20 protein-coding genes are annotated in these 20,861 nt (G+C 29.6%); all 20 read left to right on the top strand.

The annotated features are described in order from the left end of the window. Positions 1–54: 54 nt before the first annotated feature. The 20 genes from yfmF (at position 55) to ftsZ (ending at position 20,807) form a co-directional block, all read left to right on the top strand. Positions 55–1,329, top strand: a complete 1,275-nt coding sequence (gene yfmF / locus BET03_RS00200) for an EF-P 5-aminopentanol modification-associated protein YfmF (protein WP_120166022.1) — start codon at positions 55–57, stop codon at positions 1,327–1,329. A gap of 12 nt (positions 1,330–1,341) precedes the next feature. Beyond that, the gene (gene yfmH, locus BET03_RS00205; protein WP_243096824.1) at positions 1,342–2,631 is read left to right on the top strand and encodes an EF-P 5-aminopentanol modification-associated protein YfmH; all 1,290 of its coding nucleotides are present in this window, start codon (positions 1,342–1,344) and stop codon (positions 2,629–2,631) included. Positions 2,632–2,734: 103 nt separating this feature from the next. Continuing rightward, positions 2,735–3,478, top strand: a complete 744-nt coding sequence (gene lgt, locus BET03_RS00210) for a prolipoprotein diacylglyceryl transferase (protein ID WP_120166024.1) — start codon at positions 2,735–2,737, stop codon at positions 3,476–3,478. 177 nt (positions 3,479–3,655) lie between these two features. Continuing rightward, positions 3,656–3,802 carry an aspartyl-phosphate phosphatase Spo0E family protein gene (locus BET03_RS00215; RefSeq protein ID WP_120166026.1) on the top strand — a complete coding sequence of 49 codons (147 nt, stop codon included), beginning with the start codon at positions 3,656–3,658 and terminating at the stop codon, positions 3,800–3,802. 310 nt (positions 3,803–4,112) lie between these two features. Then, positions 4,113–4,544: a division/cell wall cluster transcriptional repressor MraZ gene (gene mraZ / locus BET03_RS00220; protein WP_120166028.1), complete on the top strand. Its 432-nt coding sequence runs from the start codon at positions 4,113–4,115 to the stop codon at positions 4,542–4,544. Positions 4,545–4,602: 58 nt separating this feature from the next. Beyond that, positions 4,603–5,535 carry a 16S rRNA (cytosine(1402)-N(4))-methyltransferase RsmH gene (gene rsmH, locus BET03_RS00225; protein WP_120166030.1) on the top strand — a complete coding sequence of 311 codons (933 nt, stop codon included), beginning with the start codon at positions 4,603–4,605 and terminating at the stop codon, positions 5,533–5,535. A gap of 30 nt (positions 5,536–5,565) precedes the next feature. Beyond that, positions 5,566–6,033: a cell division protein FtsL gene (gene ftsL, locus BET03_RS00230; RefSeq protein WP_120166032.1), complete on the top strand. Its 468-nt coding sequence runs from the start codon at positions 5,566–5,568 to the stop codon at positions 6,031–6,033. A 19-nt stretch (positions 6,034–6,052) separates the two neighbouring features. Beyond that, a complete protein-coding gene (locus tag BET03_RS00235; protein WP_120166035.1) occupies positions 6,053–8,230 on the top strand; it encodes a stage V sporulation protein D in 2,178 nt (725 codons plus the stop codon). Between the two features lie 93 nt (positions 8,231–8,323). Further along, positions 8,324–9,787, top strand: coding sequence for a UDP-N-acetylmuramoyl-L-alanyl-D-glutamate--2,6-diaminopimelate ligase (locus tag BET03_RS00240; protein ID WP_120166037.1), 1,464 nt, complete (start codon positions 8,324–8,326; stop codon positions 9,785–9,787). Positions 9,788–9,832: 45 nt separating this feature from the next. After that, the gene (gene mraY / locus BET03_RS00245; protein ID WP_120166039.1) at positions 9,833–10,795 is read left to right on the top strand and encodes a phospho-N-acetylmuramoyl-pentapeptide-transferase; all 963 of its coding nucleotides are present in this window, start codon (positions 9,833–9,835) and stop codon (positions 10,793–10,795) included. Between the two features lie 18 nt (positions 10,796–10,813). Beyond that, positions 10,814–12,196, top strand: coding sequence for a UDP-N-acetylmuramoyl-L-alanine--D-glutamate ligase (murD, locus tag BET03_RS00250; RefSeq protein ID WP_120166041.1), 1,383 nt, complete (start codon positions 10,814–10,816; stop codon positions 12,194–12,196). Next, the gene (ftsW, locus tag BET03_RS00255) at positions 12,174–13,277 is read left to right on the top strand and encodes a putative lipid II flippase FtsW (protein WP_120166043.1); all 1,104 of its coding nucleotides are present in this window, start codon (positions 12,174–12,176) and stop codon (positions 13,275–13,277) included. The genes murD and ftsW overlap by 23 nt, the downstream gene beginning before the upstream one ends. 6 nt (positions 13,278–13,283) lie before the next feature. Further along, positions 13,284–14,399 (top strand): undecaprenyldiphospho-muramoylpentapeptide beta-N-acetylglucosaminyltransferase, encoded by a 1,116-nt coding sequence (gene murG, locus BET03_RS00260; protein ID WP_120166045.1) that lies wholly within the window; start codon positions 13,284–13,286, stop codon positions 14,397–14,399. A gap of 91 nt (positions 14,400–14,490) precedes the next feature. After that, positions 14,491–15,741: a UDP-N-acetylglucosamine 1-carboxyvinyltransferase gene (gene murA, locus BET03_RS00265; RefSeq protein ID WP_120166047.1), complete on the top strand. Its 1,251-nt coding sequence runs from the start codon at positions 14,491–14,493 to the stop codon at positions 15,739–15,741. A 52-nt stretch (positions 15,742–15,793) separates the two neighbouring features. Then, positions 15,794–16,579, top strand: a complete 786-nt coding sequence (locus BET03_RS00270) for a cell division protein FtsQ/DivIB (RefSeq protein WP_120166049.1) — start codon at positions 15,794–15,796, stop codon at positions 16,577–16,579. Between the two features lie 3 nt (positions 16,580–16,582). After that, complete coding sequence (locus BET03_RS00275) at positions 16,583–17,317, top strand: DUF881 domain-containing protein (protein ID WP_120166051.1); 735 nt, start codon at positions 16,583–16,585, stop codon at positions 17,315–17,317. 17 nt (positions 17,318–17,334) lie between these two features. Next, positions 17,335–18,057: a DUF881 domain-containing protein gene (locus tag BET03_RS00280; RefSeq protein ID WP_120166053.1), complete on the top strand. Its 723-nt coding sequence runs from the start codon at positions 17,335–17,337 to the stop codon at positions 18,055–18,057. A gap of 1 nt (position 18,058) precedes the next feature. Next, positions 18,059–18,400 carry a small basic family protein gene (locus tag BET03_RS00285; protein WP_120166055.1) on the top strand — a complete coding sequence of 114 codons (342 nt, stop codon included), beginning with the start codon at positions 18,059–18,061 and terminating at the stop codon, positions 18,398–18,400. 35 nt (positions 18,401–18,435) lie between these two features. Continuing rightward, a complete protein-coding gene (ftsA, locus tag BET03_RS00290; protein ID WP_120166057.1) occupies positions 18,436–19,683 on the top strand; it encodes a cell division protein FtsA in 1,248 nt (415 codons plus the stop codon). A gap of 26 nt (positions 19,684–19,709) precedes the next feature. Continuing rightward, complete coding sequence (gene ftsZ / locus BET03_RS00295; RefSeq protein WP_120166059.1) at positions 19,710–20,807, top strand: cell division protein FtsZ; 1,098 nt, start codon at positions 19,710–19,712, stop codon at positions 20,805–20,807. Positions 20,808–20,861: the final 54 nt, after the last annotated feature.

Below are 20,861 nucleotides of genomic sequence, written 5' to 3' on the forward strand. Positions count from 1 at the left end.
TTTAAAAGTTTGTTTGTAATTATATATAAAAAACATAGTAGGAGGTATAGAATATTGGAATTAGAAACTATAAGAAAAAAATTAGATGAAGGTATCCATTTAAATCTTATCAAAACTAAAAAATTTAAGACTAATTTTATAAGTATCTACTTTTTAAGACCTTTAATTAGAGAAGAAGTTACTAAAAATGCTTTAATACCTATGGTGCTAAAAAGGGGTACAAAATTTAATAAGACATCTTTAGATATACAGAGAAGATTAGAAGAACTATATGGACTAAATTTTAGTATTGATGTAACTAAAAAGGGAGAAAGACAAGTAGTTAGATTTTCTATAGAAGGTCCTAATAGTGATTATCTACCATTAGAAAATTTCTTTCAACAAAAATTTAAAATGTTAACAGAAATTATAACTTCACCTTTGACAGAAAACAATAAATTTTTAGATAAGTACCTGGAGCAAGAAAAGCAAAATCTAGAAAAGAGAATAAAGGCTAGAATTAATAATAAAAAGAGCTATGCTGTTGAAAGATGTATAGAGGAAATGTGTAAAAATGAAAAATATAGTATATATAAATATGGTTACGTAGAAGATTTAAATGAAATAGATAGTAAAAGGTTATATGACCACTATGTAAAGATTTTAGAGAGTAGTCCAATTGAGATAAATATTGTGGGTAATCTAGAAGAGGAAGAAGTTTTTGAAACTATAAAAAATACATTTGAAGTTCCTAGAAAAAATGTTGAATATATCCCTAGAGAAAATATATTAAAGGATGTAAAGACTCATAAAAGGGTATTTGAAGAAATGGATGTTAATCAGGGAAAACTTACATTAGGTTTTAGAACTAATATTCCTTATGAGGAAGATTTGTTCGAAGCATTATTATTAATGAGTAATATATTAGGTGGAGGACCCCATTCAAAGCTTTTTATAAATGTAAGAGAAAAAGAAAGCTTAGCATACTATATACACAGTAAAACGTACAAATACAAATCACTTATGATTATAACTTCAGGAATTGAATTTAAAAATTTCGAAAAGGCATTAGATATAATAAAAAAACAGGTAGATGAAATGAAAAAAGGTAATTTTACTGATGATGAGATTGAACAATCTAAAAAAGCTTTAATAACTACCATTGAAGCTTTAAAAGATAGCAATTATTCATTATCGGAATTTCTTTTAAGCCAATCTATAACTAAAGAGGAAAAAACTATTGAAGAAATGGTAAACAGAGTAAAAAGAATTAAAAGAGAAGAGATTATAGAAGCAGCTAATAGAGCAAATCTTGATACTATTTATTTTTTAAAGAATAGGAACCAGTAAGGAGGATTCAAATTGATAAATAATACTATTAAAAGTAAAAAGCTTAACGAAGAAATTATTATTAAGGAATTAGATAATGGACTTAAAATATTTTATATGCCTAAGCAAGGATTTACTAAAAAATACGCAGTTTTTGCAACCAATTATGGGTCAAATGACAATAAATTTGTTCCAATTGGAGAAAATGAAGCAATTGAAGTACCGGAAGGGATTGCCCATTTTTTAGAACACAAATTGTTTGAAGAGCCAGATGGAAATGTATTTAATGATTTTTCAAAGCTAGGTTCATATGTAAATGCCTATACTAATTTTAATCAAACAGCATATCTTTTTACCTGCACTGACAAATTCTATGATAATTTAAAGCTATTGGTGCGTTTTGTTCAAAACCCTTATTTTACCGATGAAAATGTTAATAAGGAAAAGGGTATAATTGAGCAAGAAATTCGCATGTATGAGGATTCTCCAGGTTGGAAGGTGTTCTTTAATTGCTTAAGGGGGATGTATCATAATCATCCTGTAAGAATAGATATTGCAGGTACAGTAGAAAGTATTAATAGAATTACTAAGGAAACACTATATAAGTGTTATAATACATTTTATCATCCTAAAAACATGATATTGTTTATAGTGGGTGATATAGATTTTGATAAAGCTTTAGAAATAGTGGAGAAAAATCAAAGGGAAGATATAGAAAATTATACAGGTTCAATTAAAAGATTCTATCCAGAGGAACCAAAGGAGATAAAAAATCAATTTATGGAAGAAAAAATGAGTATATCAACCCCTCTATTTAATATAGGATTTAAAGATTCAGATGTAGGGTATTATGGAGATAAACTTCTTAAAAAGCAAATTGTGACAGATATACTTCATGAAATGTTGTTTGGTGAAAGCTCTGAGTTTTTCCAAAAACTTTATGATGAAGGGTTAATTGATAATACCTTTGGGACCCAATATGTAGGTAATAAAGACTATGGATATTCTATTTTAGGTGGAGAATCTGAAAAACCGAAGGTTGTTATGGAAGAAATATTAAATTATATCACTAAATTAAAAAATGAAAAATTATCGGAAGAAGATTTTAACAGAATAAAAAAGAAATTTATAGGATATCATTTAATGGACTTTAATTCCCTTGAATATATTGCTAATACCTTTATAAAATATTATTTTAATAACACATCTTTAATTAATTATTTAAGAATTTTACAAGAAGTAGATTTTAAAGATATAGTTGAACGCTTTAATAGCCATTTTACATCTGAAAACTATACTCTATCTATTGTTTGTAATAGATAAATGTTGACTTAGTACTTGAATAAAAATATAATAAACTTGTGTTAAAGAATTATAGCTACTAGTCTATCTAGTAGCTTAAATTATTGACTAGGAGTGATAAAAAATGGACCCAGTGGCTTTTGAAATTTTTGGAATATCTATAAGATGGTATGGAATACTTATTTCTGTGGGAATGATAATTGGAACTATATTGGCAACAAGGGAAGCAAAAAGGGTAGGTTTAGATGAAGAGACATTAATTGATTTGCTCATTATTGCAGTTCCTTTGGCAATAGTTGGTGCAAGACTTTATTATGTGATTTTTAACTGGGATTATTATAAAGGAGATATATATAAAATTATAAACATTAGAGGTGGAGGCTTAGCAATACATGGTGGAGTTATTGCTGCAGTAATAGTAGCACTAATATATTGTAAAATTAAAGATGTTAGCTTTTGGCAGATTGCAGATATAACTTCACCAAGTATTATATTAGGTCAAGCTATTGGTAGATGGGGAAATTTTATAAACAAAGAAGCCTATGGAACTCCAACAGATTTACCTTGGGGTATAATGATAAATGGTCAAAAGGTTCATCCAACATTTTTATATGAATCTTTATGGAATTTTTTAGTCTTTCTATTTTTACTTTGGTATAGAAAAAATAAAGTGCAAGTAAAAGGGGAGGTTTTCTTACTATATTTGGCCTTATATTCCCTTGGAAGATTTTTTATAGAAGGCTTAAGGATAGATAGTTTAATGTTGGGGCCTATAAGAGTAGCACAGCTTATTAGTATATTATTAATACTTGTTAGTTTATATTTATTCTTTCAGAGAAGACAAAAACATATAAAAAATGTAGAATAAAATTATAAATTAGTAGAAAAATTGTACTAATAGAAGAAAAAAGAAGATATAAAGATTTTAATTTAATATAAACAAGAATATATTTGTTGATTGTTGTTTAGTAGAATTGACTTGTGGAGAAATATGTAATAGAATGACAATATCTTGCAATTAAAATAAGGGTAGGAGTTGGTGAAAGTGACTATCAATGATCAGATTGTTGCTTTAAGAAACGAACTAAACAAGTCTATTGAGAAAGCAGAAAGTTATGAAGTAATTTATAATCTAAGTATTAAATTAGACAAACTAATAACTCTATTCTATAAGACAACAAATCTGAAATAACAAAGAAAATTCCTACCACTTTAAACCACACTTAAAATTAATAAATTATATAAAATGATTTTCAAAAATGGGATTATAAACCACCATTAAAAATGTGATTGAACACTTTTGTTTTATATAGGTATATATTACTATTTTTAATAAAAATAAATCTAGAATTGTGTAAAAAAGCAGCTTATAGCTGCTTTTTTTTATTTCAGTAAAAAAAATTACTAATTATTGAAGGATTTAAACTTTTGTTGTAGAAATAATAAATGTGGTTTAAAGTGGTAGGAAGTGGGGGACATTGCCTTAAAATGGAGTGTAGTGTATGTTTATTGGTGAATATCAACATTCTATAGATAAAAAAGGTAGACTTATAATACCTGCAAAATTTAGAGAAGCCCTAGGGAACTCTTTTATATTGACTAAAGGGTTAGATAATTGTTTGTTTGTATATCCTTTAGATGAATGGAGAAAATTTGAAGAAAAGCTGAACTCACTTCCATTGACTAGAAAAGATGCTAGGGCTTTTGTAAGATTCTTTTTTGCAGGAGCTACTGAGTGTCAACTAGATAAACAAGGTAGAATATTAATTCCTAGCAATTTAAGAAAACATTGTAAATTAGAGAAAGACGCCGTTATAATAGGTGTTTCAAATAGAGTTGAAATATGGAGTTTAGAAGAATGGGATTCATATAATGAGGCAGATGATTTAAGTTATGAAAACATAGCTGAAAAAATGGCTGAATTAGGAATATAGATATTTAGAATAATAATGTAAATACTAAATTTAAAATAAGAAAATAGAGGTGTGGAAATTGAAGTTTGAGCATATACCAATAATGCTAGATGAAGTTTTAGAAGGTTTAAATATAAAACAAGACGGAATCTATGTAGACGGTACTATTGGAGGAGCAGGTCATTCAAAGGAAATTGTTAAAAAATTATCTACAGGTAGATTAATAGGAATAGACCAAGATTTGAATGCAATTAAAAAGGCAAGTAAAGAATTGGAAGACTATTCAGATAAAGTTACTATAGTACACAATAATTTTAAAAATATTAAAAGCGTATTAAATGACTTAAATATTAAAAAAGTTGATGGGGTTTTACTTGATTTAGGAGTTTCATCACATCAGTTAGATGTTCCAGAGAGAGGCTTTTCCTATATGAAAAGTGGAGCATTAGACATGAGAATGGATACAACTCAGCAATTTACAGCTTGGGATATTGTAAATAAATATTCTGTCGAAGATTTAACAAGAATTATAAAAGAGTATGGTGAAGAGAAATGGGCAAAGAGAATAGCTAAATTTATAGAAAGGGAAAGAAGAAAAAAGAGTATTGATACTACAGAAGAATTAGTAGAAGTTATAAAGAAAGCCATACCAGCTAGTGCAAGAAGAAAAGGCCCACATCCTGCTAAGAGAACATTTCAGGCAATAAGAATTGAAGTAAATAGAGAGCTGGAAATATTAAAGGATACAATCATTAATATCTTTGATTTATTAAATACTGGAGGAAGACTTTGCATTATAACTTTCCACTCTTTAGAAGATAGGATTGTTAAAAGAACTTTTAAAGAACTAAACAAAGATTGTGTATGTCCGCCAGAACTACCAATATGCAAATGTGACAAGAAAAAAGAAATTGAAATAATAACTAGAAAGCCTATTGTTCCTACTAAAAAAGAACTTGAAAATAATCCAAGAGCTAGAAGTGCTAAGTTGAGAATAGGGGAAAAAGTTTAGAGTTCTAAATTTTAAAGGGAGTGAATAAATTTGTTAATAGCAAAAAAAGAAAATAAGCTCCAACAAAATGAAATGCGGACAAAAAAATATAGAGGAAAAAACAAAAAGTCAAAAGTAAAAGTAAAAATGAGGTTAAAACTTTTTCTTTTTTCATTTGTTGCATTAGGAATTTGTTTATTGATATTATTAAGATATGCATATATTACACAGCTCAAATATGATATAGCAAAAATAGATACACAAATAGAAGAATTAAATAAAGAGAAACAGGAGTTGATTGTAGAACTTGAAACTATTAAAGACTCTGAAATTGTAGAAAAAAATGCTAAGGCTAAACTAGGTATGATATATCCAACTGAAGATCAAGTGGTTTATATAAGCGTAGGTGATGAATCTATAGAAAATCAAGAAAAGATTGCTAAAGAAAAGAATAATAATTTTATATTTTTAAAAGCTTTTAGAAATGTTGTAAATAAGATGGTCAATTTTATAAATTAGAATTAAGGGGGATCAAGTTTTGCCATCACCTACAATATCTACTAAAAAAAGATTAATTGCAATGCTGCTTATAGTTTCAATTTTTGTATTAGGACTTACAATAAGATTAGGATACATACAGATTGTAAAAGGAGAAGAACTAAAAAAAGAGGCCTTAGAACAGTGGACTAGGGATATACCTGTAAAGGCTAAAAGAGGAACTATCTATGATAGAAAAGGAAAAAAGTTAGCTATAAGTATAAGTACTAATACTGTTTGGTGTAGGCCAGCAGATATAGAAAATCCTAAAGAAACCGCTAAAATTGTTGCTAATATACTAGAAATGGATGAAAATGAAGTTTTAGAAAAGCTTACTAAAAAGCAAAGTGTAGTTAGAGTAAAAATGTGGATAGATAAAGAAAAAGCGGATGCCCTTAGAAAAGAAAATTTAAAAGGAATAGAAATTGTTGATGATAATAAAAGGTATTATCCATTTGGAAATTTCGCATCTTATATTCTTGGCCATACAAACATTGACCAAGTTGGACAATATGGTGTTGAAAAGACATATAATAAATATTTAACAGGTACACCGGGAAGATGGATAAAAACTGCTGACGCTGTTGGTAGGCAATTACCATATGAAAATGAAAAGTTTTATGAACCTGAAAATGGATTAAATCTCGTTCTTACTATCGATGAAACGATTCAGCATTTTGCTGAGAAAGCCGCTTTAGAAGCATTGGTGAAAAACAAAGCCAAAAAAGTATCTATAATTGTTATGGAGCCTAAAACAGGGGACATATTAGCTATGGCGTCAAAGCCTGACTATGACCCTAATAATCCAAGAGAACCTTTAAATGAAAAGTTAAAGGAAGAATGGGCAAAATTGCCAGTGAATGAACAAATAAAAAAATGGTATGATATGTGGAGAAACTTCCCCATAAATGATAGTTATGAACCAGGTTCTACTTTTAAAATAATTACTGCTGCTGCCGGACTAGAAGAAGGAGTAGTTACACCTACCAGTCAATTTTATTGTGATGGATTTATAACTAGTGTAGAAGGGGCTAGACTGAAATGCTGGAGATATTATAATCCACATGGAAGCGAAACTTTTGTTGAAGGAGTACAAAATTCATGTAATGAGGTTTTTGTAGCTGTAGGTCAAAGGCTTGGAAAAGAAAATATGTTAAAATATATAAAGGGATTTGGATTTGGAGAAAAAACAGGAATTGACCTTACAGGTGAGCAATCAGGTATTATTCCGAGAAGCGCCGATTCTATGAGGGAAGTAAACCTTGCGACTATATCTTATGGTCAAGGGATTGCAGTTACACCTATCCAGCTTATTACTGCTATTTCAGCAGTTGCTAACGGCGGAAAATTGATGGAACCTAGAATTGTAAAAGAATTAATAGACCAAGATGGTAATATAATAGAAAAATTTAAACCAGAGGTTAGAAGAAAGGTTATATCTGAAGAAACATCTAAAACATTGCTTAAAATACTTGAAACAGTTGTTTCTACTGGTACTGGTAAAAAAGCTTATGTACCAGGCTACAGAGTAGGAGGAAAAACTGGTACAGCACAAAAGGTTATTAATGGTAGATATGCTGATGGTAAATATATAGCATCATTTGTTGCAATAGCACCAGTAAATGATCCTAAAATAGCTGTTTTAGCTGTAATTGATGAACCAAGTAATGGTGAATATTATGGTGGTAGAATTGCAGCACCTGTGGCAGGTCAAGTAGTAAAAGAGACTTTAAGCTATTTGGATGTTGAACCACAATTTACAGAGGAAGAAAAGGAAAAATTTAATGAAAAAAATGTTGTAGTACCAGATGTAAGAAATAAAACATTAAGAGAAGCCGGAAGAATTCTTTTAAGGTTAGGGTTAGACTATAATACCGAAACTTTAAATGTTGAAAAAGATAGCGTAGTTATTGACCAATTCCCTCTTCCAGGAACAAAGGTGAATAAAGATTCATTAGTAGAGTTATATGTAAAAACTAAAAGAAAAGAAAGTAATGAGATCGTTGTTCCAAATTTAACGGGAAAAAGTCGTCAAGAAGTAATAAAAATACTTAATAAGTTAAACTTAAGATTTAACTTTAAAGGTGAAGGAAAAGCAGTAAGTCAAACACCTAAACCAGGAACTAAAGTAGATTTTAATGCATTAGTTAAAGTAGAGTTTGATAGGATTGACCAATAAAGCCTAAAGGGTAACTTTATAAAGTTACCCTTTAGGCTAGGTTGTTTTATTGAAAAAAATGTTATAAATTTGTAATGTGGGGTGTTGATAAGAATGAAACTTAAGACTATAGTCAATAATCTTCATAATATAGTAAATATTGAGGGAAATTTAGATATTAATATAGATAATATAGTATATGATTCACGTAAAGCCACTGAAAATAGTATTTTTGTAGCTATAGAAGGTTTTAAGGTTGATGGTCATAAGTTTATAGCCGATGCAGTAGACAAAGGGGCAAAGGCTGTTGTAGTAGAAAAAAAGGTTAATGTAAAAGATGATGTGTCAGTAATAAGAGTTAATAATAGTAGGGTTGCATTAGCACAGTTATCATCTATTTTTTTTAAAAATCCTTCAGAAAAGTTAGATTTAATTGGAATTACAGGGACAAATGGAAAGACAACTACTACTTATCTTATAAAGTCAATTTTCGAGGCTGCAGATAGAAAAATAGGTCTTATTGGTACAATGGGAAGTATTGTAGGTAATGAAATAAATAAAACCAATAATACAACACCTGAGTCACTAGATTTACAGAGAAGCTTTAGAAAAATGGTGGACAAAGGACTAGACAGTTGTGTAATGGAAATATCTTCACATTCACTAGAATTAAATAGAGTTGACTTTAGTGATGTGAATGTTGGTATTTTTACTAACCTTAGTGAAGACCATTTAGATTTTCATAAAACACTAGAAGATTATTTTGAAGCTAAGTTAAAGTTGTTTTATAAAACTAAGGATTATAATATAGTAAATAGTGATGACAAATATGGAAAAAAAATAATTGAAAAAATAAAAGAACTTGATACACCAGTACTAACATACGGAATCGATTCAAAAGCAGATATTAAAGCAACTGATATTGAATATAATAACAATGGAGTTAGATATCTTTTAAATACCCCAAAGGGAAGTATAAAAATAGAACTTAATATACCAGGGAAATTTAGTGTTTATAATAGTTTAGCTGCTGCAGCTTGCGGATACGCTTATAATATTTCATTAGAAACTATAAAGAAGGCATTAGAAAGAGTAAAAGGGGTAAAAGGAAGATTTGAATTAGTACCAAATAATAGAGATATTAGTATAATAATTGATTATGCACATACTCCAGATGGGTTTAAAAAGGTGCTAAATACTATTGAACAATTTGCTGAAGGTAGAAAGATAATAGTTTTTGGTTGTGGAGGAGATAGAGATAGAACAAAAAGACCAAAAATGGGAGAAATAGCAGCTAGATATTGTGATTTATCTATTTTAACTACAGATAATGCTAGGTCTGAAGACCCTGCAGATATTGTAGAAGATATTCTAGTTGGTGTCAAAAAGGTTAATGGAAATTATAAAATAATATTAGATAGAAGAGAAGCAATAAAGTATGCTATAGAAAATAGTAAACCTAAGGATGTAATATTAGTTGCAGGTAAGGGTCATGAAACTTACCAGATAATTGGAGATAATATATATCTTTTCGATGAAAGAAAAATTATTTTAGAAATTCTAGATGAAATCAAGTAATTTTTTAATAACACTAGATAAGATTGATATGAGAGGAGAAGTAATATGGCAGATTATGTAGATATAATTAGAGTTATAGTGATTTCATTCTTTATTACTTTAATTTTAGGTCCTATAGTTATTCCTGTGTTAAGAAAATTAAAGGTCGGGCAAAAAGTAAGGGATGAAGGTCCAAAGTCACACTTAAAAAAGAGTGGTACACCTACAATGGGTGGTATAATAATGCTGACAGCCCTTGTAATTACAACATTAACATCAGGAATAATGAACAAAAATATCTATATTTTAATGGCAGCAACCTTAGGATTTGGTTTAATAGGATTTGTTGATGACTTCATAAAAGTTGTACTAAAAAGATCATTAGGACTTAGAGCATATCAGAAATTGATTGGACAAATACTATTAGCTGTAATACTAGCTGTTTATCAATCTAATACTTCTTTTATGGGAACAAAAACAATTGTACCTTTCTTTGACTTAACTATTGATCTTGGGCCATTATATGTACCTTTTATTGCTTTTGTTGTAGTAGGGACTGTAAATAGTGTTAATTTAACTGATGGATTAGATGGACTGGCAACAGGAGTAACTTTAATAGTTTTATCCTTTTTCAGTTTAATTTCGTTACATCTTGGTGTAGATAGTATTGCAGTCTTTTCAGCAGCATTAGCAGGTGCATGTTTAGGCTTTTTAAAATACAATGCACATCCTGCTAAAGTTTTTATGGGGGATACAGGCTCATTGGCGTTAGGAGGAGCAGTATCAACTATTGCAATATTGTTAAATATGCCACTTATTATACCAATTGTTGGAGGTATTTACTTTGTAGAGGCTTTATCGGTAATTATACAAGTAATATCATATAAACTAACAGGAAAAAGAGTTTTTAGAATGAGTCCACTACACCATCATTTTGAACTTAAAGGTTGGAAGGAAACAAAAGTAGTAACCGTTTTTTGGATTACTACTGTTATTTTATGCTTAGTAGGAATATATAGCCTTCAATAATATAAAGTAGGTGATTGTATGATTGTTAAAGGAAAAAATATTCTTGTACTAGGGTTAGGTATAACAGGGGTATCAACAGTAAAGGCACTGGATAAATTAGGTGCTAATATTGTTGTTAGTGACTCTAAGAGAGAAGAAGAGTTATCTGACTTTATTGAAAAGCTTAAAGGAATAGAAATTAAATATGTATTAGGTACTAATGATGTTAATCTTAAAAATATAGACCTAATTATTAAAAGTCCCGGAATACCACTAAATATTCCAGTTATTAAGAAGGCAAAACAGATGGGAATCGAGGTTATAACTGATATTGAACTAGCATATAGAATTTCATCTAATCCTTTTGTTGCTATTACTGGTACTAATGGTAAAACAACAACAACAACCTTAATTGGTGAGATATTAAAAAATTCAGGAAAGACTTGCCATGTAACTGGTAATGTTGGTATAGGTATTCTAGGAGAATTAATTAACTCTTCTAAAGATGATATATTTGTAATAGAAGCTAGCAGTTTTCAGTTAGAAAGTACTAAATATTTTAAACCTAAAGTTAGTGTAATAATAAACATTACCCCTGACCATCTAAAATGGCATAAAAGTTTTGAAAACTATGTTTCTGCAAAGAAAAAAATTATTGTAAATCAAGATAAAGAAGATTATGCTGTATTAAATTATGATGATCCATTATTAAGAAATTTGAAAGATGAAACTAATAGTAATATTATGTTTTTTAGCCAAAAGTCAGAATTAACAAAAGGTGTATATTTAAAAGGAGATTATATTGTACTTAATGATGGTAGCAAAGTTATTAAAATTATGCCATATAAAGAAGTTAAAATTCCAGGGAAACATAATTTGGAAAATGCAATGGCTTCCATTTGTGCATCTTGGATTATGGGAGTTAAACTAGATGATATTAGAAGAACTTTACGTGAATTTGAAGGTGTAGAGCATAGAATTGAATTTGTGAAAACTTTGAGTGGAATTAATTTTTATAATGATTCTAAGGCAACAAATCCCGATGCAGCAGTTAAAGCAGTTGAAGCTATAAATAAACCAATTATTCTAATAGCAGGTGGTTTAGATAAGGGCAATCAATTTGATGATTTTATTAAAAGTTTTAATAATAAGGTAAAATCCCTAATTTTATTAGGTGAAACGGCTTTAAAAATAAAGGAAACTGCAATAAATCTAGGATTTAATAATATATATATAGTAAATAGTATGAAAGAAGCTGTAAATAAAGCATATGATTTATCAGAAAAAGGAGATAATGTTTTATTATCTCCAGCATGTGCTAGTTGGGATATGTATAAAAGCTTTGAAGAAAGGGGCAAAGATTTTAAAAAAGCTGTTTATAATTTAAGGAGGATATCTAATGGCGAAGAAAAAGGCCAGTGATTTTACTTTAATGATAGCCACCATATTACTTGTTTTTATCGGTATTATTATGGTGTTTAGTTCTAGTTATCCTGAAGCCTATTACAAATTGAAGGATGGTTATTATTTTTTAAAAAGACAGTTAATGTATAGCTTACTAGGTGTATTTGTAATGATATTTTTTATGAATTTTGATTATTGGAGACTAAATAAGCTTTCAAAACTAATATATCTTGGTTGTATAGTCTTAGCTTTTCTTATTTTTACTCCATTGGGAACAGAATATCACGGAGCTAGGAGATGGATAAATTTAGGATTTACTACTTTTCAGCCTTCAGAAGCAATAAAATTAGGTTCAATTATATATTTTGCCTCTTATCTTACTAAGAAGGATAGGGATATTAAAAACTTTAAAAAGGGAGTAATACCCTCCCTTATAATAATTGGGTTTTCTTGTATTTTAATTTTAATCCAAAGAGATTTAAGTACAAGTGTTACATTAGGTGCTACTTTGGTAGCTATTCTTTTTATCGCAGGTATAAAATTATGGCAATTATTTTTAATGGGAGCAGCAGGAGTAGCAGGGATAGCAGCAGCTATTTTTAGCGAAAAATATAGAATGGAAAGGTTTATAGCCTTTTTTGATCCATTTAAATATAAAGATACTGTAGGTTGGCAAGTTGTACAGTCATTATATGCATTAGGTTCAGGTGGAATATTTGGATTAGGATTAGGAAAGAGCAGGCAAAAGTTTTTTTATATACCTGAACCCTATAATGATTTCATATTTTCTATAATAGGTGAAGAGCTAGGTTTTGTAGGGTGTGTTACTGTAATAATATTATTCTTATTAATTATTTGGAGAGGAATTAGAATTGCTTTAAACTCTAGAGATTTATTTGCTTGTTTATTAGCTTCAGGGATTACATCATTAATAACTGTCCAATCTTTAATACATATAGCTGTTGTAACTTCATCTGCACCAACAACAGGTATTCCACTACCTTTTGTTAGCTATGGAGGTACAGCACTATTAGTTTTTATGTCAGCTATAGGAATATTACTCAACATATCAAGATATACAGAACTAGATAGGAGTTGAATATAAATGAAAGTTCTTGTAACAGGCGGAGGAACAGGAGGTCATATTTACCCAGCCCTTTCAATTGCTCGTAGAATAGAAAAAGAATTTAAAAACCCAGAAATATTATATGTAGGGACCAAAAAGGGCTTAGAAGCAGAATTAGTACCAAAGGAAGGTTATAATTTTCAAACTATAAGAGTTAAAGGTTTTATGAGGAAATTATCCTTTGATACATTAATGTCATTAAAAGAATTAGCATTAGGTCTTAATGATGCAAGAAAAATTATTAATAAATTTAATCCAGATATTGTAATTGGCACTGGCGGTTATGTCTGTGGTCCTGTAGTTTTAGTTGCAGCATTAAAGAAAATACCCACACTTATTCATGAACAAAATGCCTATCCTGGAGTTACTAATAAAATACTATCTAGGTTTGTAGATAAAGTTGCGGCCAGCTTTGAAGAGTCTATTAAATATTTTCATGACCCATCTAAAGTAGTAATTACAGGTAATCCTGTTCGAGAAAATATAATAACTGTAGACAAAAAACAAGCATATAAAAAGCTTAATATTAATGATAAAAAGCCATTTATTTTGTCCTTTGGAGGAAGTGGAGGACAAAGAAAACTAAATGATGCAATGTTAGAGGTAATAACAAAAAATGTAGACAGTAAAAATATCCAAATATTACATGTAACCGGAAAAAGGCATTATGAAGATTTTATAAAGAAGCTGTCGGAAAAGGGAATAGAAAAGATTGATAATTCTAATATTAAAATAGTACCATATTTATTTGAAATGCCTATGGGGCTTGCTGCGGCTGATTTGGTAATAACAAGTGCTGGAGCCATAACATTAGCAGAAGTTACTACTATAGGTGTACCGACTATTTTAATTCCAAAGGCTTATACTGCAGAAAATCATCAAGAACATAATGCAAGGGCACTAGAAAAGAAAGGAGCAAGTGTTGTAATACTTGAAAAAGAGTTAAGTGGTTCAAAGCTTAATAAAATGATCAAGGAACTATTATCTGATAGAAAAAGACTTAAGAAAATGTCTGTAAACAGCAAAAGTCTGGGAAAAACTGATGTAACAAACCAGATTGTTAAGGTTGTAAAAGAATTATTAAGTCATGCTTAGGACTTACTGTAACACCTCCAGTTATTATGCATAAGATATTTATATAGTGTTCATTACTTATGTTTTATTTGCATATTCTGGAGGTGAAAAAATGGGCAAATTTATCATAGAAGGTGGCAAAAGATTAGTAGGGGAAGTATCTATAAGTGGTGCTAAAAATGCAGCATTACCCATATTAGCAGCAACTGTTATTAATAGTGATATAAACACTATTTTTAACATTCCCGATATAAGAGATGTTCACATTATGAAGAAGATACTAAAATCTATAGGATGTAAAGTTGAAAAAATAGATGATATTATGACAGTTGACACCAAATCCTTAAATACTGCTAAAATTCCAGAGGATTTAGTAAGGGAAATGCGATCATCAATAATTTTAATGGGTTCAATGATTTCAAGACTTGGAGAAGTTATCGTTTCTTATCCAGGGGGCTGCGAAATTGGACCAAGACCAATTGATTTACATCTAAAGGCTTTAAGGGATTTAGGTGTTACAATAAATGAATCACATGGATTTATTCATTGTAAAGCTGATAAACTAAAGGGATGTGAAATTCAATTAGATTATCCCAGTGTAGGGGCAACTGAAAATATAATGTTGGCAGCTACAAAGGCTGAAGGGACTACAATTATAAGAAATGCTGCAAGGGAGCCAGAAATAGTGGATCTTCAAAATTTTTTGAATGCCTGTGGAGCTAAAATCTATGGAGCTGGAACAAGTGCTATAAGAATAGATGGTGTAAAGGAATTAAGGGGTGTAGAACATACAGTTATACCAGATAGGATAGTGGCTGGAACATTTATGGTTGCATCAGCAATAACAGGAGGAGAAGTTGTTTTAAAAAATATAGAGGTTGAACATATTCAGTCTATTATTGCAAAACTTAAAGAAGCTGGATGTATGATCTATAATAATTGCACAACATTAAAGATAGTGGGACCTAAAAAGGTTAGAGCAGTGGAAACTATTAGGACTCTTCCATATCCTGGTTTTCCTACTGACATGCAGGCACAGATGATGGCACTTTTAACAATAGCAGATGGCACTAGTATAATTTGTGAAACAGTTTTTGAGAATAGATTTAAGCACGTTGAGGAATTACTTAGAATGGGAGCTAACATAAAAACAGAGGGTAGAGTTGCAGTAATAAAAGGAGTAAAAGAGCTTACCGGTGCAAAAGTTACAGCTAAAGACTTAAGGGGTGGAGCTTGTCTAGTATTGGCCGGTTTAGCTGCAAAAGGAGAAACTGTAATAGACAATATTTACCATATTGACAGAGGATATGAAGAATTTGATAAAAAATTGATTTCTCTAGGTGCTGATATAAGAAGAATATGAGGCAGCCTAAGGCTGCTTTTGCCTTAAGGACAAGCCTTGAGGAGGTATATTTATGAAAAGAAGAAATAGTATAGATAAAAAAATTAAGCGTAAAAAAATAGGACTTATTTTTACATTATTACTACTTTTTGTAACAACTTTTCTTATACTATTAACTAAGACAAGCTTTTTTAATGTAAGTGAAATAAAGATAATTGGTAATGAACAATTGACAGAGGATAAGATAATTATGGCTTCTGGTCTTACAATAGAGGAAAATATTTTTAAAATTGATACTGAAAAAATGGAGAAAAATTTAATTTCACACCCTTATATAAAAAAGACAAAAGTTAAAAGGATATTTCCAAATAAATTAAGTATTTACATAGAAGAAAGGAAAGAAATAGCTGCAATTTCTTATATTGGTTCATATATTTATTTAGATAATGAAGGTATTGTATTAAATATATTATCAGATAAGAAAGATAATTTAATAGTTGTTGATGGACTTAAAATAAAAAATATGTCTATAGGCAAAAAAATCATGTTAGAAGATAATCAAGATATTGATAAATTATTAAATTTCTTAAAGGATTGTAAAAAAAATGATTTGATTAAAGAAATATCTAGGATTAATATTGATAATAAATTTAATATAAAGTTAACCATGAATTCTGGACTAAATGTTGCATTTGGTAACTTATATAATGTAAAATATAAGGTAAGCTTTCTAATTAAAATTTTAGAAGATCTTAATAAAAAAGCAGAGAAAAAGAACATAATACTTAAGGATAGTACCCTTTATTTTACCAAAGGAGATGACCCAATTTTTAAACCTCATAAAAACTGGGAGGATTAATAAATGGCGAAATTAAGAAATAATTTAGCAATAATTTTTGTTTGTATCATTTTAGGGATAATTTTAGCTATTCAGTTTAAAACGGTAAATAAAACTGTAGGTTCAGGAGTAATCCCTACTCAAAGGGCTCAACAATTAGTCCTTGAACTTAAAAAATTAACTGAAGAAAGGGATAGATTAATTCAAGAGTTAGATAAAGTGGAATCTAAATTAAAACAATATGAAGATGAAGCTGCTAAGGAAAGTGTTTATGTAGAGAATTTAACTGAAGAATTAGAAAAATATAGGATATTTGCAGGATATGAAAAAGTTCACGGACCTGGTATAATAATTACTGTGGAGGACCCTCCGTTAGAAGTTCAATTTGGAGATGAAACCAGTGTTATAGTTAATAATTATCAATTTTTATTAGAAATTATCAGTAATCTAAATGCTGCAGGGGCAGAGGCCATTTCTATAAATGGGCAAAGATATACAAATTATACAGAAATAGTTCAAGTAGGAACCCATGTTAATATTAATGGTGTATCCTTTAATCCACCTTTTATAATAAAGGCAATAGGGAAACCAGAAATTCTAGAAGCTGCTTTAAGAATTAAAGGTGGAATTATATGGTATATGGAAAATATGTTTAATTTAGATGTTCAAATAAAGGCAGAGGATAATATAGAAATACCACGATATACAAAAATAAAAGAGTTCAGATACGCTAAACCAGTTGATGAACTACCTAATTAACCCGCAGGAGGGTTTTTATGAAAGTTAAATTTAAGATATATATCTTAATAATTTGTACAGTTTTTGGTCTTGTATTAGGTGTTCAAATAAAACAAAATAATAAAAATTATTCTCTTGTTACACTTAAGTCTATAAGTTCTATGCAAAATGAAATTAAAAATACTCAAAAGGAAATTAAAAATTTAAAGAATATGCTAGATAAAAAGAAGGTTGAGCTTAAGAAATATGAACAAATTATAGAAAACAAGGGAAGTATTGTAGATGTTTTAGAAAAAGAATTAGAAAATATGAAGATGATATCAGGTTTAGAAGATGTACAAGGACCTGGAGTTTTTATTATTGTTGAAGATAATGATGATGAGATAAAAATAGGTGATAATCCAAACTATGATATTGTTCATGATATAGATGTATTATATTTAATTAACGAATTAAAAGTAGCAGGGGCAGAAGCTATTAGTGTAAACGGACAAAGGGTTTTATCTAATTCAGAGATAAAATGCGGTGGTCCTATTATTAGGATTAATGAGCACAGTTTGGCAACACCTTTTGTAATTAAAGCTATAGGTGACCCTAAAGTATTATATGCAGCTGTAAATGCTCCTAATACTTATGGTAATATGTTGAAGGAAGTTTATAATATAAAAATTAGAACTGAAATAAGTGATAACATTCTTATACCAAGGTATTTAGGTGACTTTAAACTTGAGTATGCTAAACCTGTAAAAGAAGGTGAATAATATGATATTTGCTATTATTGGAATTGCAATAGGAATTGTTGTAGGATTATACTTACCTATAACTTACTCAACAAATTATTCCTTATATATGTCTGTTGCTATATTAGCATGTATGGATTCTGTATTTGGTGGGGTAAGGGCAAGTTTAGAAAACAAATTTAATACAAGTATTTTTATTTCAGGCTTCTTTGGAAATGCTATATTGGCCGCTTTTTTAGCTTATATAGGTGATAGATTAGGAGTGCCCCTTTACTATGCAGCTATTTTCGCTTTTGGAAGCCGATTATTTCAAAATTTTGCTATTATTAGAAGATTTATATTTAATAAAAATGATGCCACATAAATTTTATAGTATGCTATTTTAGAGGGGGCTTATAAATGGGAGATTTAATAACAGCGATTGATCTCGGAACTTCAAAAGTATGTGTAATGATTGCTGAAATAGATGAAAAAGGTAAGACGCAAATAATTGGGTTAGGAAAAAGCCCATGTAAAGGTATAAAGAAGGGTATAGTAGTTGATATAGAAGCAACAACCAATTCAATATTAGAGGCAGTAGAACAAGCAGAAAATATGGCAGATATTGAAGTTGAAGAAGCATTTATCAATATACCTGGTGGTTATACAAATTTAATTAAGAATAAAGGTGTTATTGCTGTCTCTAATGAAGATAGAGAGATTACTATGGAAGATGTAAAAAGGGTGTTAAACTCAGCTACTATAGTATCTATACCTCAAGATCAGAGGATAATTGATGTTGTTCCTAATCAATATATAATTGATGGCTATGATGAAATTAAAGACCCAATTGGTATGGTAGGAATAAGATTAGAAGTTGATTGTGATATAATTACAGGATCAGTAACTTCAGTTTTAAATTTAGTGAGAAGTGTAAATAGATCTGGTATTGAAGTTTTAGGAATAATAATGGAGCCACTGGCTACTTCTGAAGCTGTACTTACTAGAGATGAAAAAGAATTAGGAGTTCTTTTAGTAGATATTGGGTCAGGTACTACAGATTTATCTTTATTTAAACATGGGAGATTAATATACTCTAATTTAATTCCAGTAGCCGGTAACCATATTACTAATGATATTTCAGTTGGTTTAAGGATACCATTTAAAGAGAGTGAAGATATTAAGAAAAAGCATGGCTTAGCCTATGTTCCTTTAGCTAAAGAAGAAAATGTAATAGAAATAAAACCTATTTCTATTGATGAAACTATAAAAGTTAATGAAGTAAACTTAGCCCAGATTATAGAGGCTAGAATAAGTGAAATATTTGAGCTTATTAATTCAGATATAATTAATAAAGGAATAAAAAATGAGATTTTGACAGGAGTAGTTTTAACAGGTGGTGGTGTAAACTACTTTAACGGAATTAAAGAACTTGGCTCGAAAATATTTGGTTTGCCAGTTAGATTAGGACAACCCAATATAATAGGTGCAAAAGAACCAATTTTTTCTACTGGTGTTGGATTGGTAAATTACGGATATAAGAGGAAATTCAATTATTACATAGAATATAATAATGTGGAGAATAAAAATTCAAAACATAGAAAAGGATTTTCAACTTCAAAAAATGTAATGAATTTTATAAAAAAAATATGGGATGAATATTTTTAACTAAGAGAAAGTAAGGGGGTTATAATGTGTTTGAATTTGATGTAGATACAGATCAATTTGCACGCATAAAAGTTATTGGAGTAGGTGGTGGAGGTAATAATGCAGTAAATAGAATGATAGAATCTCAAGTTCAAGGGATAGAGTTTATAGCAGTTAATACTGATAAGCAAGCCCTTCACACTTCAAAGGCAGAACAAAAAATACAAATTGGAGAAAAATTAACAAGAGGACTTGGAGCTGGAGCCAATCCAGAAATAGGTAAAAAAGCTGCTGAGGAAAGTAGAAATGATATAACTGAAGCTATAAAAGGAGCAGATATGGTATTTATTACTGCTGGGATGGGTGGTGGAACAGGAACAGGAGCTGCCCCTATTGTGGCAGAAATAGCAAAAGAAATGGATATACTTACAGTAGGTGTTGTTACAAAGCCTTTTATGTTTGAAGGTAGAAAGAGAATGTTACATGCTGAAAAAGGAATTGAAGAATTAAAAAGTAGAGTTGATACCCTTGTAACAATACCTAATGATAGACTTTTACAAGTTGTTGAGAAAAAGACGTCAATTATGGATGCATTTAAAATAGCAGATGATGTTTTAAGGCAAGGTATCCAGGGTATTTCAGATTTGATTGCCGTACCTGGCTTAGTTAACTTAGACTTTGCAGATGTAAAAACTATTATGTTACAACAAGGTTTAGCCCATATGGGTATAGGAAGGGCAAATGGAGAAGGCAGGGCAGCTGAAGCAGCAAAACAAGCAATTCAAAGTCCACTTCTTGAAACTTCAATTGAGGGAGCAAAAGGTGTACTTCTTAATATTACAGGTGGACCAAACTTAGGATTATTTGAAGTAAACGAAGCTGCTGACCTTATAAAACAGGCAGTTGACCCAGATGCTAATATTATATTTGGTGCTGTAGTTGATGAAAACTTAAAAGATGATATTAAAATTACTGTTATTGCAACTGGTTTTTCAGAAGAAAACAAAGAAAGCCAGAAACGAGAAAGTAATAATCAAACGATACAGAATAAAAGAAATACTGATAAACACGTAGTATCAAATATTAATGATTTTGATTCAGATGATTTGGATATTCCAACATTTTTAAGAAAAAGAAATAAATAAGAGAAATCCCTTTTCTTTTGAAAAGAAAAGGGATTTTTTTTGTTTTTTCGACTT

The organism is Thermohalobacter berrensis, assembly GCF_003609645.1.
GTDB classification, from domain to species: Bacteria; Bacillota; Clostridia; order Tissierellales; family Thermohalobacteraceae; genus Thermohalobacter; species Thermohalobacter berrensis.

Coding starts and splice junctions, on each gene's coding strand:
- murA (WP_120166047.1), top strand. CDS start 14,491: ATGGGCAAATTTATCATAGAAGGTGGCAAAAGATTAGTAGGGGAAGTA.
- ftsA (WP_120166057.1), top strand. CDS start 18,436: ATGGGAGATTTAATAACAGCGATTGATCTCGGAACTTCAAAAGTATGT.
- murD (WP_120166041.1), top strand. CDS start 10,814: ATGATTGTTAAAGGAAAAAATATTCTTGTACTAGGGTTAGGTATAACA.
- BET03_RS00275 (WP_120166051.1), top strand. CDS start 16,583: ATGGCGAAATTAAGAAATAATTTAGCAATAATTTTTGTTTGTATCATT.
- mraZ (WP_120166028.1), top strand. CDS start 4,113: ATGTTTATTGGTGAATATCAACATTCTATAGATAAAAAAGGTAGACTT.
- ftsW (WP_120166043.1), top strand. CDS start 12,174: ATGGCGAAGAAAAAGGCCAGTGATTTTACTTTAATGATAGCCACCATA.
- BET03_RS00240 (WP_120166037.1), top strand. CDS start 8,324: ATGAAACTTAAGACTATAGTCAATAATCTTCATAATATAGTAAATATT.
- mraY (WP_120166039.1), top strand. CDS start 9,833: ATGGCAGATTATGTAGATATAATTAGAGTTATAGTGATTTCATTCTTT.
- murG (WP_120166045.1), top strand. CDS start 13,284: ATGAAAGTTCTTGTAACAGGCGGAGGAACAGGAGGTCATATTTACCCA.
- lgt (WP_120166024.1), top strand. CDS start 2,735: ATGGACCCAGTGGCTTTTGAAATTTTTGGAATATCTATAAGATGGTAT.
- BET03_RS00270 (WP_120166049.1), top strand. CDS start 15,794: ATGAAAAGAAGAAATAGTATAGATAAAAAAATTAAGCGTAAAAAAATA.
- BET03_RS00280 (WP_120166053.1), top strand. CDS start 17,335: ATGAAAGTTAAATTTAAGATATATATCTTAATAATTTGTACAGTTTTT.
- BET03_RS00285 (WP_120166055.1), top strand. CDS start 18,059: ATGATATTTGCTATTATTGGAATTGCAATAGGAATTGTTGTAGGATTA.